The 16,273-nt window shown below is 72.5% G+C and carries 15 protein-coding genes; 13 read left to right on the forward strand and 2 right to left on the reverse strand.

All coding sequences use genetic code 11. The annotated features are described in order from the left end of the window. Positions 1-76 precede the first annotated feature (76 nt). From AC3A3H_RS10710 to AC3A3H_RS10725, 4 genes are all read left to right on the forward strand, one after another. Positions 77-811, forward strand: a complete 735-nt coding sequence (locus AC3A3H_RS10710) for a copper homeostasis protein CutC (RefSeq protein WP_487614542.1) — start codon at positions 77-79, stop codon at positions 809-811. Between the two features lie 127 nt (positions 812-938). After that, on the forward strand, positions 939-2,531 hold the full coding sequence (gene serA, locus AC3A3H_RS10715; RefSeq protein ID WP_487614543.1) for a phosphoglycerate dehydrogenase: 1,593 nt from the start codon (positions 939-941) through the stop codon (positions 2,529-2,531). 106 nt (positions 2,532-2,637) lie between these two features. Continuing rightward, a complete protein-coding gene (locus AC3A3H_RS10720; protein WP_487614544.1) occupies positions 2,638-3,003 on the forward strand; it encodes a YciI family protein in 366 nt (121 codons plus the stop codon). A gap of 63 nt (positions 3,004-3,066) precedes the next feature. Beyond that, positions 3,067-4,371 (forward strand): RNA polymerase sigma factor, encoded by a 1,305-nt coding sequence (locus AC3A3H_RS10725; protein ID WP_487614545.1) that lies wholly within the window; start codon positions 3,067-3,069, stop codon positions 4,369-4,371. Between the two features lie 9 nt (positions 4,372-4,380). On the opposite strand, the gene AC3A3H_RS10730 is transcribed toward AC3A3H_RS10725, so the two are convergent. Then, complete coding sequence (locus AC3A3H_RS10730; RefSeq protein WP_487614546.1) at positions 4,381-4,938, reverse strand: TetR/AcrR family transcriptional regulator; 558 nt, start codon at positions 4,936-4,938, stop codon at positions 4,381-4,383. Positions 4,939-5,013: 75 nt separating this feature from the next. On the opposite strand from AC3A3H_RS10730, the gene AC3A3H_RS10735 reads away from it, so the two are divergent. From AC3A3H_RS10735 to AC3A3H_RS10745, 3 genes are all read left to right on the forward strand, one after another. Beyond that, positions 5,014-6,573, forward strand: a complete 1,560-nt coding sequence (locus AC3A3H_RS10735) for an MFS transporter (RefSeq protein ID WP_487614547.1) — start codon at positions 5,014-5,016, stop codon at positions 6,571-6,573. 74 nt (positions 6,574-6,647) lie between these two features. Further along, on the forward strand, positions 6,648-7,703 hold the full coding sequence (locus AC3A3H_RS10740; RefSeq protein WP_487614548.1) for a 3-isopropylmalate dehydrogenase: 1,056 nt from the start codon (positions 6,648-6,650) through the stop codon (positions 7,701-7,703). A 22-nt stretch (positions 7,704-7,725) separates the two neighbouring features. Then, complete coding sequence (locus AC3A3H_RS10745) at positions 7,726-8,856, forward strand: branched-chain amino acid aminotransferase (protein WP_487614549.1); 1,131 nt, start codon at positions 7,726-7,728, stop codon at positions 8,854-8,856. A gap of 56 nt (positions 8,857-8,912) precedes the next feature. On the opposite strand, the gene AC3A3H_RS10750 is transcribed toward AC3A3H_RS10745, so the two are convergent. After that, complete coding sequence (locus AC3A3H_RS10750; protein WP_487614550.1) at positions 8,913-9,992, reverse strand: aminotransferase class V-fold PLP-dependent enzyme; 1,080 nt, start codon at positions 9,990-9,992, stop codon at positions 8,913-8,915. Positions 9,993-10,073: 81 nt separating this feature from the next. Here AC3A3H_RS10750 and AC3A3H_RS10755 point away from each other — a divergent pair, with 81 nt between their 5' ends. From AC3A3H_RS10755 to AC3A3H_RS10780, 6 genes are read left to right on the forward strand one after another with little or no spacing between them, the layout of a single operon-like run. After that, entirely contained in the window at positions 10,074-11,015 is a 942-nt protein-coding gene (locus AC3A3H_RS10755) for a LysR family transcriptional regulator (protein ID WP_487614551.1), read from the forward strand. A gap of 20 nt (positions 11,016-11,035) precedes the next feature. Continuing rightward, positions 11,036-12,025 (forward strand): helix-turn-helix transcriptional regulator, encoded by a 990-nt coding sequence (locus tag AC3A3H_RS10760; RefSeq protein WP_487614552.1) that lies wholly within the window; start codon positions 11,036-11,038, stop codon positions 12,023-12,025. 48 nt (positions 12,026-12,073) lie between these two features. Beyond that, positions 12,074-12,976 (forward strand): ketopantoate reductase family protein, encoded by a 903-nt coding sequence (locus tag AC3A3H_RS10765; protein ID WP_487614553.1) that lies wholly within the window; start codon positions 12,074-12,076, stop codon positions 12,974-12,976. After that, positions 12,973-13,758, forward strand: a complete 786-nt coding sequence (locus AC3A3H_RS10770; RefSeq protein ID WP_487614554.1) for a fumarylacetoacetate hydrolase family protein — start codon at positions 12,973-12,975, stop codon at positions 13,756-13,758. Before AC3A3H_RS10765 ends, AC3A3H_RS10770 begins: the two co-directional genes overlap by 4 nt. Positions 13,759-13,769: 11 nt before the next feature. Continuing rightward, on the forward strand, positions 13,770-15,293 hold the full coding sequence (gene gltX / locus AC3A3H_RS10775; protein WP_487614555.1) for a glutamate--tRNA ligase: 1,524 nt from the start codon (positions 13,770-13,772) through the stop codon (positions 15,291-15,293). 8 nt (positions 15,294-15,301) lie between these two features. Beyond that, positions 15,302-16,240 (forward strand): NAD(P)/FAD-dependent oxidoreductase, encoded by a 939-nt coding sequence (locus AC3A3H_RS10780; RefSeq protein WP_487614556.1) that lies wholly within the window; start codon positions 15,302-15,304, stop codon positions 16,238-16,240. Positions 16,241-16,273: the final 33 nt, after the last annotated feature.

The following is a 16,273-nucleotide window of genomic DNA, read 5'->3' on the forward strand; positions in this document are numbered from 1 at the left end:
GCAGCCTCCTCCCTGAACCTTCGCTCCCGACGTTACGCCGGGGCCGCCGCGCCGGGAATGCCGCTATCGTGGCGGCATGCCTGAACCCCGTCGCACCGCCGTCGAGATCGCCGTCCAGGACGTGGCGGGCGTGCGCGTCGCGCTCGCGGGGGGAGCCGACCGGGTCGAGCTGTGCGTCGCGCTGGGGCTTGGCGGGCTGACCCCCTCGGCCGGTCTCGTGCGCGCCGCGGTCGAGGAGGCCGCGGAGGAGTCCCGCGCGGGCTTCGTCCACGTCCTGGTCCGGCCGCGCGGCGGCGGTTTCGTCTACGACTCCGACGAGCTTGACACGATCGCCGCGGACATCCGATTCGCCCGCGAGACCGGTGCGGCCGGTGTGGTCATCGGCGCCCTGGACGAGGCGGGCCGCGTCGACCGGGAGGCCGTCGCCCGGTTCGTCGCGGAGGCCGGTGGGCTCGACGTGACGTTCCACCGGGCCTTCGACACGCTTCCCGACCCGCTCGGTGCGGCCGATGCGCTCGCGGAGCTCGGCGTCGCGCGCATCCTCAGCTCCGGCGGAGCGGCGCGCAGCGTCGAGGGCATCGACGGGCTGCGCGCGCTGGCCCAGCGGGTCGGCGGGCGCATGCAGGTCATGGCGGGCGGGGGAGTGCGGGTCCGGGACGTGCACGAACTCATCGCCGCCGGCGTCGACGCCGTGCACCTGTCGGCACGCACATCGGTGTCCGGGGCTCCCAGCGGCCCGGGCGGCGGCGACGCGGCGTACGACATCACCGACCCGATCACGGTGCGCGAGGCGGTCGCCGCGGCGCGCTGAAGCCGTCGCGCACGCTTCGTAACGCGGCGAAAGGCGATGTTGCGCTCCCGCTAGAGTTAAGCAACCCGCGCGCCGACGACTGCTGCGCGCCTTCTCCCAAGCCAGCCTCCCTGTAAGGAACTGCCACGTGACAAAGCCGGTCGTGCTGATCGCCGAAGAACTTTCGCCCGCAACCGTCGACGCCCTCGGGCCGGACTTCGAGATCCGCGACGTCGACGGGACCGATCGGCCCGCTCTGCTCTCCGCCGTCGCCGACGCGGATGCCATCCTGGTGCGCTCCGCCACCAAGGTCGACGCCGAGGTGATCGCCGCCGCGCCCAAGCTGCGCGTCATCGCCCGCGCCGGGGTGGGGCTCGACAACGTGGACATCAAGACGGCCACCAGCGCCGGCGTGATGGTCGTGAACGCGCCGACCTCCAACATCATCTCGGCCGCCGAGCTCACCGTCGGTCACATCCTGAGCCTCGCCCGGCACATCCCGGCCGCGCACAGCGCGCTCGCGCAGGGGCAGTGGAAGCGGTCCAAGTACACCGGCGTCGAGCTGTACGAGAAGACCGTCGGCATCATCGGCCTCGGCCGCATCGGCGCGCTCATCACCGCCCGACTCCAGGCGTTCGGCACCAAGGTCATCGCGTACGACCCCTACGTCACGAGCGCCCGCGCCCAGCAGCTCGGGGTCCAGCTGGTGAGCCTCGACGAGCTGCTCACCGAGGCCGACTTCATCACCATCCACATGCCGAAGACGCCGGAGACCACCGGCATGATCTCCGACGACCAGCTCGCGCAGATGAAGCCGACGGCCTACGTCGTGAACGTCGCGCGCGGCGGCCTGATCGACGAGGACGCGCTCTACCGTGCGCTCAGCACGCACAGCATCGCGGGCGCCGGTCTGGACGTGTTCGTGAGCGAGCCGCCGCAGGACTCGCCGCTGCTCGCCCTGGAGAACGTCGTCGTGACGCCGCACCTCGGCGCCTCGACCGACGAGGCCCAGGAGAAGGCCGGCGTCTCGGTCGCCAAGTCGGTGCGGCTCGCGCTCTCCGGCGAGCTCGTGCCCGACGCTGTCAACGTCGCGGGCGGCGTCATCGACCCGTACGTGCGACCGGGCATCCCGCTGGTCGAGAAGCTCGGCCAGGTGTTCTCCGGCCTCGCGCACAGCCCGCTGACCAGCATCGACGTCGAGGTGCGCGGCGAGCTGGTCGACTACGACGTCAGCGTCCTCAAGCTCGCGGCGCTCAAGGGCATCTTCACGAACATCGTCTCCGAGACGGTGTCGTACGTGAACGCGCCGCTGCTCGCCGACCAGCGCGGCATCGAGGTGCGCCTGATCACCGACTCGGTGAGCGAGGAGTACCGCAACGTGATCACGCTGCGCGGCGCGCTCAGCGACGGCTCGCAGGTGTCGGTCTCCGGCACGCTCACCGGGACGAAGCAGATCGAGAAGGTCGTGGAGATCAATGGCTACGACGTGGAGGTGCCCATCGCCGAGCACCTGATCGTCATGGTCTACGACGACCGTCCCGGCATCGTCGCCGTCTACGGCCACGAGTTCGGCGAGGCGAAGATCAACATCGCGGGCATGCAGATCGCCCGGACCTCCGCCGGCGGCAAGGCGCTCAGCGTCCTGACGGTCGACTCGCGCGTTCCGGAGGGCCTGCTCGAGAAGGTCCGCGTCGCGATCGACGCCGACCTGATGCAGGAGATTGACATCACCGAGTCCTAACCCCTCGGAAAAGATTCTGTCGCGCGCTGTCGATTTCGACGGTTGACTTGCGTCGTAGGGATGTCGCCCCGAACGGGGCGGCGTTCCGACGAAGTGAGGAGACCACATGTCCGAGGAGTACGTTCTGCTCATCCACGAGCCGAACTGGAACCCTGAGGCGATGACGGCGGAGGAATGGCAGGCGGGCATGGCCGGCCACAAGGCATTCCAGGACGCCGTGGTCGCGGCCGGCGAGCGGATCGTCGCCATGAGCGCACTGCAGCCGATCACGAAGGCGACGAAGATCACGCCGCGCGCCGACGGCGACCCGCTGGTCACCGACGGGCCGTTCAGTGAGACGGCGGAGGTGATCACCGGCTTCTACAGCTTCACTGCGTCGAGCCCCGAGCAGGCCAGGGAGTTGGGCGCCAAGGTGCCGACCGGAGGCTGGGTGGAGCTCTACCCGGTGCTGGTGCTCGACGCGGTGCGCTGACCGTGAAGGACCGGCCGGGACCGGGGAGCCGGCCGATGGCATGCCGCTCGTGATGGCGGGGCCGTGACAGCGGCCTCCCGGATCGAGCGCGCCTACCGCGAGGACGCCGCCCGCATCCTCGGTGCGGTCGCGCGCACAACGGGCGACCTCCTGCTCGCCGAGGACGCGGTGCAGGAGGCGTTCGCGCGCGCCCTCGCGGATGCGGCGCGCGGCCACGAGCCGCGCAATCCCGCGGCATGGATCACGACGGTCGCGCGCCGGGCGGCGCTCGACGCCCTGCGGCGCGAGCAGTCCGCCCGGCGCGTGGCGCCGATGCTGGCCGCCGAACGCGAACGCGCCGAGACAGCGGCGGCCGCGGCCGAGGAGAGGGCCGCGGACGAGGCCGCAGATGAGAGAGGAGGTCCAGCTGTGTTCACCGGCGACGAGCGACTGGACCTCATCCTGCTCGTGGCGCATCCCGACCTCGCGCCGGAGACGCGAGTCGCGCTGGCGCTGCGGCACGTCTGCGGCGTCCCGACCGCGCGCATCGCCGACGCGTTCCTCATCCCGGAGCCGACGATGGCCGCGCGGCTCACGCGCGCCAAGAAGCGCATCCACGACACGGGGATCCGGTTCGCGCTCGACGACGCAGCGGCGGTCGCGGCCCGGATGCCCGACGCGCTGACCACGATCTACCTGCTCTTCACGGTCGGCCACGCGACCTCGGACGATCGGCTGCGCGCGGACGCGATCGTCCTCGCCCGGGACGCGCACCGCGTCGCGGACGACGCCGAGAGCGCGGGGCTGCTCGCCCTGCTGCTGCTCACCGAGGCGCGCCAGCCGACCCGGCTGACGGCGGACGACGAGTTCGCGACGCTGCGGGAGGCCGACCGGACGCGGTGGGATGCGGCGATGATGGCCGAGGGGGAGCGGCTGGCGACGATCGCGCTCGGCGGCGCCGCGCACCTGGGGACGACACGGGGAGGTGACGGTCGGGGAGCCGACGGCCGCTACGGTCTCCAGGCCGGTATCGCCGGGCTGCACGCGGTCGCACCCAGCTGGGAGGCCACCGACTGGCCCGCGATCGTGCGGCTCTACGACGGGCTGGTGCGGGTCTGGCCGAGCGCGACGGCGCGGCTCGGCCGGCTGGTCGCACTCGGGCACAGTCCGGACGCCGGGCCGGAGGTCGCCCTCACCGCCCTCGACGCGGAGCCCGACCTGTTCGCTGGACCGCTGGCGACCAGGGCGCACGCCGCGCGCGCCGAGCTGCTGCGGCTGGCGGGCGATCGCGCCGCGTCGGAGGCGGAGCTGCGCCGCGCCATCGGTGCGGCGGACGACGACCGCACGCGCCGGTCGCTGCTGCGGCTGCTCGCGGCGGGCGGCGAGTAGCAGGCCGGCTCAGTCCCGCGCGCTGAGTCGCCCGACCAGCCCGATGAGCTCCTCGACGTCCGTCTCGTCGCGCAGCACGGAGTTCGCCGCGGGCAGCAGCGCGGTGTTGTAGTACATCCCGTCGCCGATCAGCATGATGGTCCTGGCCACCATCGGGTCGCCGACCACGGCCTCCAGCTCGCTCAGCCACTGCCGTTGCGCGTCGGCGAGCGCGTCGCTGGCGCGGGCGTCCGACGCCTGCGCGAGCCGGGCGATCGCCACGATCACGCGCTCCAGGCGGGTGTCCGACGGGATGGACGTGCGCAGGAAGTAGGCGACCGGCCCGTCCGGCGCGGCGCGCATGTGCTCGATGTCCTCCGCGAGGTCGGCCGCGAACCGCTCCAGGACGCCGTCGACCAGGGCGTCCTTCGACGCGAAGTGGTAGAGCAGGCCGCCCTTGGACACGCCGGCCCGCGCGGCCACGGCCTCCAGCGTCGCCGCGCGCTCGCTCTGCTCGGCGAGCAGGTCCTCGAACGCGTCGAGGATGCGGTCGCGGGCAGAGCGCGAAGGGGCGGCGGGGGAGGACATGGGGCCATGCTATCCGCGCCCGCGCACCCTTCCCGCGCATTGACTACTGTACCGTCCGGACGGTACAGTATCCGCATGACCTCGACCATCCGTCCCGACCGCACCCCGGCCGCCGCCGAGCGCAGGGCCGTGCCGCCCCTGCCGGGCCGCGCCGGCGCGCGCGCCTGGGCGGCTCTGGTGGTCCTCATGCTCCCCGTGCTGCTCGTGTCGGTCGACAACACCGTCCTCGGCTTCGCCCTCCCCGCGATCACCGAGGCGCTGCGGCCGTCCTCCACCCAGCTGCTCTGGATCGTGGATGTCTACCCGCTCGTGCTCGCCGGCCTCCTGGTCGCGATGGGCAGCCTCGGCGACCGCATCGGCCGCCGGAAGGTCCTGCTCATCGGAGCCACCGGCTTCGCCGCCGTCTCGGCCGCTGCCGCGTTCGTTCCGACCGCCGAGCTGCTGATCGGTGCGCGGGCGCTGCTCGGCGTCTTCGGCGCGATGCTCATGCCCTCCACGCTCTCGCTGCTGCGCAGCATCTTCCAGGACCGCGAGCAGCGCCGCGTCGCGATCGCGGTCTGGGCGTCCGGTTTCGCCGCGGGCTCCGCGCTGGGGCCGATCGTCGGCGGGCTGCTGATCGAGCGGTTCTGGTGGGGCGCGGTGTTCCTGCTCGCCGTGCCAGTGCTCATCCCGCTGCTGGTGCTCACCCCGCTGCTGGTGCGGGAGTCGCGCGATCCGGCCCCGGGGCCGGTGGACGTGGTGTCCATCCTGCTGTCTCTGGTGACCATGGCGCCGATCGTGTACGGCATCAAGGAGTTGGCGGTGCACGGGATCGGGCTCGTCCCGGTGCTCGCCGTACTGATCGGGGTGTCCGCCGGAGTGCTGTTCGTCCGGCGGCAGCTGCGTCGTCCGGTCCCGATGCTCGACATGCGGCTGTTCCGGCGGGCCGCGTTCAGCGGGGCGGTGCTGATCAACCTGCTCAGCGTCGTCGCGCTGGTCGGCTTCCTGTTCTTCGTGTCGCAGCACCTCCAGCTCGTGCTCGGGATGCCGCCGATGCGCGCCGGGATGGTGCTGCTGCCCGGGCTGGCGACCATGATCGTCTCCGGCCTCCTGGTCGTGCCGGTGGCGCGGCGGCTGCGGCCGGGACTGGTGATCGCTGGCGGCCTGTGCGTGTCGGCCACGGGCTACCTGCTGGTCGCCGTGAGCGGCGGTGACGCGTCGTGGGGCGTCCTGCTCGCGGCGTTCGTGCTCCTCGGCGCCGGGATCGGCGCGGCGGAGACCGTCTCGAACGAGCTCATCGTCTCCACCGCCCCGGCCGACAAGGCCGGCGCCGCGTCGGCGGTGTCGGAGACGGCGTACGAGCTCGGCGCGGTGCTCGGCACCGCGACGCTCGGCAGCATCATCATCGCGTCGTACCGTGCCGCGATCGTGCTGCCGTCCGGGCTGAGCCCGGCCGACGCGACGGCGGCCGCCGACACCCTCGGCGGCGCGGTCACGGTCGCCGGCGGCCTGCCGAGCGCGGCTGCGGCGGAGCTCCTGGCGTCGGCGCGCCACGCGTTCGACAGCGGCATCGCGCTGACGGCCTCCATCGGCGCTGCCCTGATGCTCACGGCCGCCGTGCTGGCGGTCGTCACGCTGCGACGCGTACGCGGCTGAGCGGGCGTGGAAGGGGTCGGCGCGGCGATAGTGTGTAGGGGAACCGTCCGCCCACCGATCAGTGCAGGAGCGTCATGAGCAGAACCGTCCAACTCGCCGTCATCCCCGGGGACGGAATCGGTCCGGAGGTGATCGCGGAGGCGGTCAAAGTTCTCGACGCCGTCACGGCGGGCGGCGACCTCGCGTTCGAGAAGACGCACTTCTCGCTCGGCGCCGACCGCTACCTGGCGACGGGCGACGTGCTCACCGACGACGACCTCGCCGCCATCGCGGGCCACGACGCCATCCTGCTCGGAGCGGTCGGCGGCAGACCGGGCGACCCGCGGCTCGCCGGCGCGAACATCGAGCGCGGGCTGCTGCTGAAGCTGCGGTTCTCGCTCGACCACTACGCCAACCTGCGCCCGACGACCCTGTTCCCCGGCATCGCGAGCCCGCTGGCGAACCCGGGCGACGTCGACTTCGTCGTCGTCCGCGAGGGTACGGAGGGTCCCTACGTCGGCAACGGCGGCGCGATCCGCCAGGGTACGCCGCACGAGATCGCGAACGAGGTGTCGGTGAACACCGCGTACGGCGTGGAGCGTGTCGTGCGCTACGCCTTCGAGCAGGCCGGGCAGCGGCGCAACAAGCTCACCCTGGTGCACAAGACCAACGTGCTCACCTTCGCGGGCGGGCTGTGGAAGCGGATCATGGACGCCGTGGCCGCCGAGCACCCGGAGGTCGCGGTCGACTACCTGCACGTCGACGCGGCGACCATCTTCCTGGTCACGGATCCTGCTAGATTCGATGTGATCGTCACGGACAACCTCTTCGGCGACATCCTCACCGACCTCGCGGCCGCGATCAGCGGCGGCATCGGACTGGCCGCCTCGGGCAACATCAACCCCGCGGGCGAATTCCCGAGCATGTTCGAACCGGTTCACGGATCGGCCCCCGACATCGCCGGCCAGCAGAAGGCAGACCCCACCGCCGCGATCCTGTCCGTCGCGCTCCTCCTCCGCCACCTCGGCGCCCGAGAGCTCGCCGAGCGGGTCGAGCAGGCGGTGACGTCCGACCTCGCCGCCCGCAGCGGCGCCGCGCGCACGACTTCCGAGATCGGCGACGCGATCGCGGCCCGCGTGGCGCAGAATTGACGCATCGCACAAAGGACACTCAATGACCTCCACCAGCATCAACCTCACCTCCGGCCCCACCGAGACCGCCGGGCTCCTCTGGAACGTCACGCGCAACGAGTCGGCGCGCAGCGCCGCCGAGCGTGAGGAGATCCTCGCGAACCCCGGCTTCGGCAACCACTTCACCGACCACATGGTCGACCTGTGCTGGTCGGCCAAGGGCGGCTGGCACCGGCCGCGGGTCTCCCCGTACGGCCCGATCCAGCTCGATCCGTCGGCCGCCGTGCTGCACTACGCGCAGGAGATCTTCGAGGGACTCAAGGCCTACCGGCACGCGGACGGCTCGATCTGGAGCTTCCGGCCTGAGGCGAACGCGGCCCGCATGCAGCGCTCCGCCTACCGCCTCGCGCTGCCGGAGCTGCCTGTGGAGCACTTCCTCGACTCGCTCAAGCAGCTGATCGCCGTCGACGGCGACTGGGTGCCGGGGCGCGAGGAGACCAGCCTCTACCTGCGCCCGTTCATGTTCGCCAAGGAGGCCTTCCTCGGCGTGCGGCCGGCGAACAAGGTCGCCTTCTACCTGATCGCGAGCCCCGCCGGAGCGTACTTCCCGAGCGGTGTCGCCCCGGTCTCCATCTGGCTGTCCGACCACTGGTCGCGTGCGGGCAAGGGCGGCACGGGCGCGGCGAAGACCGGCGGCAACTACGCGTCGAGCCTGCTCCCGCAGGCGGAGGCCTACGAGCACGGCTGCGCACAGGTGCTCTTCCTCGACTCGGTCGAGGGGAAGTACCTCGAGGAGCTCGGCGGGATGAACGTGGTGCTGGTCTACAAGGACGGCACGCTCGTCACCCCCGAGTCGGACAGCATCCTGGAGGGCATCACCCTCGACTCGGTGCTGCAGCTCGCGCGCGACCGCGGCCACACCGTGGAGCGCCGCCGGGTGACCATCGACGAGTGGCGGGACGGGGTGGAGTCCGGCGACATCGTGGAGGTCTTCGCCTGCGGCACCGCCGCGGTCATCACGCCGATCGGCGAGCTGAAGTCCGACACGTTCACGGTCGGCGACATCACCGCGCCCCCCGGCGAGCTGACCATGGCCCTGCGCAAGGAGCTCACGGACATCCAGCACGGCCGCGAGCGCGACCGCCACAACTGGATGATGCGACTCGACGCCTGACCCAACCCTGAGACGTGACTAATCGCGGGAGTCCGACCCTGGATTTCCGCGATTGGTCACGTCTGGAGCGCGCTGAGGACCCGGGTGACGTCGTCGTCCGTGTTCCAGAGGTGGAAGGCGACGCGGGCGCGTCCGGCCCGGCCGGAGGCGCGCAGGCCAGCGGCGGTGAGCGCGGCGAGGTCCGCGCCGCCGGGATCCGGCCAGCTCAGGATGGCGCGCCCGCGCACGGGAGCGCCGGAGGCGTCCACGAGCCCCAGCGCGTCCGCGAGCCGGTCGCCGAGCCCCGTGGCGTGCGCGTGCACAGCCTGCGCATCCAGTGACGCGAAGAACTCCAGGGCGGCGGCGGTGCCCGGCCAGACCGGCCACGCGGGGGAGACGTCGAAGCGGCGGGCCGACGCGGCGGGCGCGACGAGCGGTCCGTAGCACGAGCTCCACGGGTCCTCGCCCGCGAACCAGCCCGCGTGCACCGGCCGGATCAGGTCGCGCAGCTCGGGTCGGACGGTGAGGAAGGCGCTCCCGCGCGGAGCGCACAGCCACTTGTACGCGTGCGTGACCGTGACGTCGAACCGGGACGCGTCCACCGGGAGCCAGCCCAGCGCCTGGGTGAGGTCGGCGAAGCTGAGCGTTCCCGTCCGCGCGCACGCCGCGAGGATCGCGTCGGCGTCCGCGTGCTCGCCCGTCGCCGACTGCACCAGGGAGAACGCGACGAGCCAGGTGTCCTCCCCGACGGCGGCGGGGAGGTCGGCGAGCGCCACCTCCCGCACCCGCACGCCGCGGTGCGCCTGCGCGTGGAACGGCGCGACCATCGACGCGAAGTCGCCGTCCGCGCACACGACGACGGCGCCGTCCGGTGCGGAGGCCGCGATCAGCGCGGCGAACACCGAGACCTGCGAACCGATCGCGATGTCCTCGACCTGCACGCCGGCGATCCGGGCGAAGGCGTGCCGGGACCGGGCGATCGCCTCGTCGTAGTCGCCGGGAGCGGCCTCCCCGCGGGCCCAGCGCTCGAGGTCGGCACGGCTCGCGTCGACCGTCGCGCGGGTCGGCAGCCCCTGCGTGCAGGCGGCCAGATAGCCGGCGCCGGCGGCGAAGGCGTCGGAGTACGAGACGGCGGACGCAGTGCGGGATTCGGGCATGTTCTCAGCCTGAGCGACCCTCACACATCACACCAGAACAGGTGTCGAATCGATTCCATCACGCGGCGTTATGATTCAGCCATGCTGCTCGACGACCTCGACTCCCACAGCCTCCGCGTGGTGCGCGCGATCGCCGACCACGGCTCGATCACCCGCGCCGCCGAAGCGCTCGGCTACAGCCAGCCCGCGATCAGCCAGCACCTGCGCCGCCTGGAGGGCCGGATCGGGATGCCGCTGGTCGCCCGCGCCGGCCGTGGCGTGCGACTCACCGAGGCCGGCCGGGTGCTCGCCCGGCACGCGCGCGCGGTGACGACAGCGCTCGACGCGGCGGCGGGGGAGCTCGCCGACCTCCGCGGGCTCCGCACCGGAAGAGTCCGGCTGGCCGGCTTCCCGTCGGCGTCGTCCTCCCTCGTCCCGCGGCTGCTCAACACGATGGAGGCCGAGCATCCGGGCGTGCGGATCACCTATCTCGAAGCCGAGCCGCCCGAGGCGGTGGCGGCCGTCCGGAGCCAGACCGCCGACCTGGCGATCACGTTCAGCTACCCGGGCGACCGCGTCGACCCGCATCGGGAGAGCGCACGCGGGCTCGCCGTCGTACCGCTCTGGAAGGACGAGATGCTGGTCGCCCTCCGCGCCGACCATCCGCTCGCCGCCGGAAAGCGCGTCGACCTCGCCGAGCTGGCGTCGGCCTCCTGGATCGGCGGCTGCCCGCGCTGCCGCGGCCACCTGCTGGAGCTCACCGACGCCTGCGGCTACGCGCCGCGGATCGCCTACGAGACCGACAACTTCATCGCCGTCCTGCGGATGGTCGCCGAGGGGGTGGGCGTCGCGCTGCTGCCTGCTCTCGCGGTGGGCTCCGCGGGAGCGGTGGAGGGCGTCGTGCTGCGGCCGACGGCGAACCGCGACCACCGCACCATCAACCTGGTCGCCGCGACCGGCTCCGACGCGGTCCCGGCGATCGCCGCGACGGCGGACGCGCTGCTCGCGCTCGACGGGGCGCCCTGGGGGCTGTCGACGCTCTGAACGCTGGCTACGATCGAGCCGTGAGCGCATCCGTGAGCGCGTCGGGATTTCAGACCTTCCGGTCGGCCGATGTCGACGAAGCCGTCGAGATCTCGTCCCGGCTGTTGTCCTACGACCACCGGGTGACGCCGGCCCGTGCCGATGTCCCGTTCGCCTGGGAGGTCTCCGGCTTCCGGATCGGCAGCGTCCGCCTGGCGCGGCTGTCGTACGGCGGCAAGGTCGACGTCGAGATGCGCTCGCACAGCGACGCGTACGGGATCAGCGCGCCGAGCGTCGGCCTCCTGAACGTGCGGACCGGCCGGCGCGAGGTCACCGCCACCCCGGAGTTCGCGGCGGTCGCGGGCCCGGACGCGCAGTCGGCCATCACCGGCTTCGAGATGCCGCACGATCGGCTGACGATGGTCCGGATCGACCGGCTGACTCTGGAGCGGGAACTCGGCCGGATCATCAACGACGACGTGGCCGGTCCGATCGACTTCTCGCCGCTGCTGGACCTCAGAACGGGCCGGGCCGCCGAATGGTGGCGGATGGTGCGCGCGCTCTACGGCTCGGCCGGAGGCCCCGACGGGCTGGCGGGCAACCCGCTGCTGTCGGCGCACGTCGCCGCCATGATCATGACCGGCCTGCTCCTCGCGACCGAGCACCGCTATCGGGCCGCGCTCGAACAGGACACCGCCCCGGTCGTGCCCGCCGTGATCCGGCGGGCGATGGAGTTCATCGAGGACAACGCCGGGATGCCCATCACCGTCCCCGACGTGGCCGCGGCCGTCGGCGCCAGCGCGCGCACCCTGCAGCGCGGGTTCCGGGAGCACTCCGGCTCGACCCCGCTCGCCTACCTCGCCCGGGTGCGCCTGGAGAACGCGCACCAGGAGCTCCGGCGCGCCGATCCGGAGACCGCGACGGTCTCGGCCATCGCGGCGCGCTGGGGGTTCGCCAACCTCGGTCGCTTCGCCGCCCGGTATCGAGCGGCCTACGGAGTCCTTCCGGGGGAGGCCCTTCGAGAGTCGTAGGCCGGACCCGGGGCCGTCCGCGGCCCCCGCGCTGGCTACGATCGAGCCATGACCGCTGCCGATCCCGTCAACGCCCCCGCACCTGCACCCGTGTTCGCCGTCGTCGGCCCCGGCGCAGTCGGCGGCCTGTTCGCCTGGCTGCTGAGCCGCGCCGGGCATGACGTGGTCGCGGTCGGCCGCCCGGCGACCGTCGCGGCCATCCGCGCGAACGGCATCGAGGTGCGCAGCGCCAGCTTCGGCGACGGCGTCGAGCGCGTCTCCGCAGCGACCGAGGTGCCGACCGGCGCGAGCGTGATCCTGGCGACCAAGGCGTACGGACTGGAGGACGTCCTCCCCGGCATCGCCGCCGCGCAGCCGAGCGAGCTGGTGTCCTTCCTCAACGGCGTCGAGCACATGGGGCCGTTGCGGGAGGCGCTGCCCGGCGTGCCGGTCGCCGGCGCGTCCGTCGCGGTGTCCGCGCTGCGCGCCTCCACCACGGTGATCGACCACCGCAGCCCCTTCGTGAACATCGAGGCTCCGGAGGACGCCGCCGGCTTCGCATCCATCCGGGCGCTCGCAGACGCCGGCCCGCGGGTGCGGGTGGGCGGCACGGAGGCCCAGGTGCTGTGGGCGAAGTTCCGGCTGCTGTCGGCGCTCGCGCTGCTCACCTCCTACTGGCGACAGTCGGCGGGGCCCGCGCTGAGCGAGGACCCGGAGCTGACCGAGGCGGTCGTGTCCGAGATCGTCGCGTGCTCGACCGCGGAGGGCGTGCCGACCTCGCCGCTCGACCTGGTCCGGGCACTGCACAGCGTGCCGGGCGGGATGCGCACCTCCCTGCAGGAGGATCTCGCCGACGGCCACCCGAACGAGCTGGACGCGATCGGCGGGGCGCTGTTGCGTGTCGGCGCCAGGCACGGCCTGGCGACCCCGGCCATCGCCCGGATCGTCACGGCGCTAGGCTCGAACGCGTGAAGATCGCACGGTTCAGCCACACGCGTCCCAACGAGCAGTCCCCGGTCATCGACTACGGCATCGTCGACGACGACGCCCTCGTCGTCCTCGCCGGCGACCCGCTGTTCTCCGGCTTCGACACGACGGGGGAGCGCGTGCCGCTCGGCCAGGTGGGCTCGCTGCTCGCCCCGGTCATCCCGCGCTCGAAGGTCGTCGCCGTCGGCAAGAACTACCGCGAGCACGCCGCCGAGATGGGTGGCGAGGCGCCGGGCGAGCCGCTGCTGTTCCTCAAGCCGAACACGGCCGTCATCGGTCTCGGCGACGCCATCCTGCTGCCGCCGCAGTCGAAGCAGGTCGACTACGAGGGCGAGCTGGCCGTGGTGATCGGCAAGATCGCCCGGCACGTCGCGCCCGAGAAGGCGGCCGAGCACATCTTCGGCTACACCGTCGCGAACGACGTGACCGCCCGCGACCTCCAGAAGTCGGATGGCCAGTGGACGCGCGCGAAGGGCTTCGACACCTTCTGCCCGCTCGGCCCGGTGATCGAGACCGAGCTGGACCCGGAGGCGTTCCTGCGCACCCGGGTCAACGGCGAGCTCAAGCAGGAGGCGCGCATCTCCGAGATGGTCCACGACATCCCGTCGATCATCGCGTACGCGTCGAGCGTCTTCACGCTGCTGCCGGGCGATGTCATCCTGACCGGGACGCCGGCCGGCGTGGGCCCGATCGTCGCAGGCGACACCGTGGAGGTGGAGGTCGAAGGCGTGGGCTCGCTGGTGAATCCGGTACGCACTCCCAAGTAGGATTTCAAGCGATGTCTGACAACGATCCGCACCCCTTCTCGACCGCGACCGGCGCGGACGTCCGCGTCCGGTTCTGCCCGTCGCCCACCGGCACCCCGCACGTCGGCCTGATCCGCACCGCCCTGTTCAACTGGGCGTACGCGCGGCACACCGGCGGCAAGCTGATCTTCCGCATCGAGGACACCGACGCGGCGCGCGACAGCGAGGAGTCGTACGCGATGATCGTCGACGCGCTGCGCTGGCTCCGTCTCGACTGGGACGAGGGCATCGACGTCGGCGGCCCGAACGAGCCGTACCGGCAGTCGCAGCGCTACGACATCTACCGCGAGCTGATCGAGCGGCTGAAGGCCTCCGGCCACATCTACGAGAGTTTCGCCACCGGCGAGGAGATCGAGGCGCGCAACGTCTCGCTCGGCCGCGACCCCAAGCTCGGCTACGACAACTTCGAGCGCGACCTCAGCGACGAGCAGAAGGCCGCCTACCGTGCCGAGGGCCGCGAGCCGGCGCTGCGCCTGCGCGTGCCGGACGACGACCTGAGCTTCGACGACGTGGTCCGCGGCGAGATCACCTTCCCAGCCGGCTCGTTCAGCGACTTCGTCGTCGTGAGGCCGAACGGCCACCCGCTCTACACGTTCGTGAACCCGGTCGACGACGCGCTCATGGGTGTGACGCACGTGCTCCGCGGCGAGGACCTGCTGTCGTCCACCCCGCGCCAGATCGCGCTCTACCACGCGCTCATCGACGCCGGGGTGACCACGTTCGTCCCGCGCTTCGGTCACCTGCCGTACGTGATGGGCGAGGGCAACAAGAAGCTCTCCAAGCGCGACCCGCAGTCCAACCTCTTTCTGCACCGCGACAACGGGTTCATCCCGGAGGGCCTGGTCAACTACCTGGCGCTCCTCGGCTGGTCGCTGACCCACGACCGCGACGTGTTCTCGATCGACGAGCTGGTCGCGGCATTCGACGTCGCCGACGTGAACCCCAATCCGGCCCGCTTCGACGAGAAGAAGGCCGAGTCGATCAACGGCGACCACATCCGCCTGCTGGAGGTGGGCGACTTCGCCGAGCGCACCATCCCGTACCTGGTCGCGGCCGGCGTGCTGACCGAGCCGCTGACCGACGCCCAGCGCGCGGTGCTCGCGGAGGCCGCGCCGCTCGTCCAGGAGCGCGTGCAGCTGCTCGGCGAGACGCCGGGGATGCTCGGCTTCCTGTTCACCGACGCCGCGTCGCTGACGGTCGAGGCCGACGCCCGCGCCTCGCTGCCGGAGAACGCCGGTGAGGTGCTCGCCGCGTCGCTCGGAGCCCTGGAGGTCGTCCCGGAGTCCGACTGGACGCACGAGACGATCGAGGCCGCCCTCCGCGACGCCCTGGTGGAGGCTCTCGGGCTCAAGCCGCGCGTCGCCTTCGGACCGCTGCGCGTCGCGATCTCGGGCCGGCGGGTCTCCCCGCCGCTGTTCGAGTCGATGGGGATCCTGGGCAAGGCCGAGTCGCTCGCCCGCCTCGACGGGCTGTCGGCATCGCTGGTGACCGGCTAGGCGGACCGGTGGCGGCCAGCGTCGAAGTCATCGTCGTCGGGGGCGGCCCGGCCGGCCTCAGCGCCGCGCTGAACCTCGCCCGTGCGCGCCGCCGCGTGCTCGTGGTCGACGGCAACCGGCCCCGGCACGCGGCGACGCTGCAGGCGCACGGCTTCCTGAGCCGCGACGGCGTGCCCCCCGCGGAGCTGCGCCGGCTCGGCCGCGAGGAGGTCTCCGGGTACGAGAACGCCGAGGTGGTGTTCGCGCAGGTGGCCTCGGTGACCGTGGCCGCGGACGGCTTCCGGGTGCTCGGGACGGGCGTGCGCGGCGGCGCCGATGTGGACGCCATGGCAGCGACCGTCGTCATCGCGACCGGCGTGACGGAGACGATGCCCGCCCTCCCGAGCCTCCGCGCCTTCTACGGAACGCAGCTGCACAGCTGCCTGGAGTGCGACGGCTTCGAGAAGGCCGGCGAACCGCTCGCGCTGATCGGCGAGACGGCCGACCTGGCCGAGCGGGCGCTGCTGCTCACCCAGTGGACGGACGACCTGATCGTCTTCACCAACGGCGTCGCCCCGATCGGGGACGACGAGGAACGCGCGCTCGCGCGACTCGGCGTCGCCGTCGAGCGCCGGCCGATCGAGGACGTCGTGGGGGAGAAGGGCGCCATGACCGGGGTCCGGCTCACGGACGGCACGGTGGTGCCGCGGGCGGGCGGGTTCGTGCGTCCGCTGTGGGCTCCGGCGCTGTCGTTCGCGGACGCACTCGACCTCGACCGGGACTCCGACGGCTACCTCGTCACGGACGCGCACGGACGCACGTCGCTTCCCGGCGTGTACGCGGCGGGGGAGACCACTGCCCCCGGACCGCAGCAGCTCATCGTCGCCGCGGGGTCGGGAGCGGTCGTCGCGGCGGCGGTCAACCGCGACCTCATCGGGATAACGGTGGATGAGCGCGCGGTGCTCTGAGCTCCGCGCCGCCGACGGCTCGCCCGGCCCTCC

The organism is Leifsonia sp. Soil_N53, from assembly GCF_057655165.1.

Excerpts from the sequence above, each read along its gene's own strand:
- AC3A3H_RS10710 (WP_487614542.1), top strand. The coding sequence starts at position 77 with ATGCCTGAACCCCGTCGCACCGCCGTCGAGATCGCCGTCCAGGACGTG.
- AC3A3H_RS10720 (WP_487614544.1), top strand. The coding sequence starts at position 2,638 with ATGTCCGAGGAGTACGTTCTGCTCATCCACGAGCCGAACTGGAACCCT.
- AC3A3H_RS10730 (WP_487614546.1), bottom strand. The coding sequence starts at position 4,938 with ATGTCCTCCCCCGCCGCCCCTTCGCGCTCTGCCCGCGACCGCATCCTC.
- AC3A3H_RS10735 (WP_487614547.1), top strand. The coding sequence starts at position 5,014 with ATGACCTCGACCATCCGTCCCGACCGCACCCCGGCCGCCGCCGAGCGC.
- AC3A3H_RS10740 (WP_487614548.1), top strand. The coding sequence starts at position 6,648 with ATGAGCAGAACCGTCCAACTCGCCGTCATCCCCGGGGACGGAATCGGT.
- AC3A3H_RS10745 (WP_487614549.1), top strand. The coding sequence starts at position 7,726 with ATGACCTCCACCAGCATCAACCTCACCTCCGGCCCCACCGAGACCGCC.
- AC3A3H_RS10750 (WP_487614550.1), bottom strand. The coding sequence starts at position 9,992 with ATGCCCGAATCCCGCACTGCGTCCGCCGTCTCGTACTCCGACGCCTTC.
- AC3A3H_RS10755 (WP_487614551.1), top strand. The coding sequence starts at position 10,074 with ATGCTGCTCGACGACCTCGACTCCCACAGCCTCCGCGTGGTGCGCGCG.
- AC3A3H_RS10765 (WP_487614553.1), top strand. The coding sequence starts at position 12,074 with ATGACCGCTGCCGATCCCGTCAACGCCCCCGCACCTGCACCCGTGTTC.
- gltX (WP_487614555.1), top strand. The coding sequence starts at position 13,770 with ATGTCTGACAACGATCCGCACCCCTTCTCGACCGCGACCGGCGCGGAC.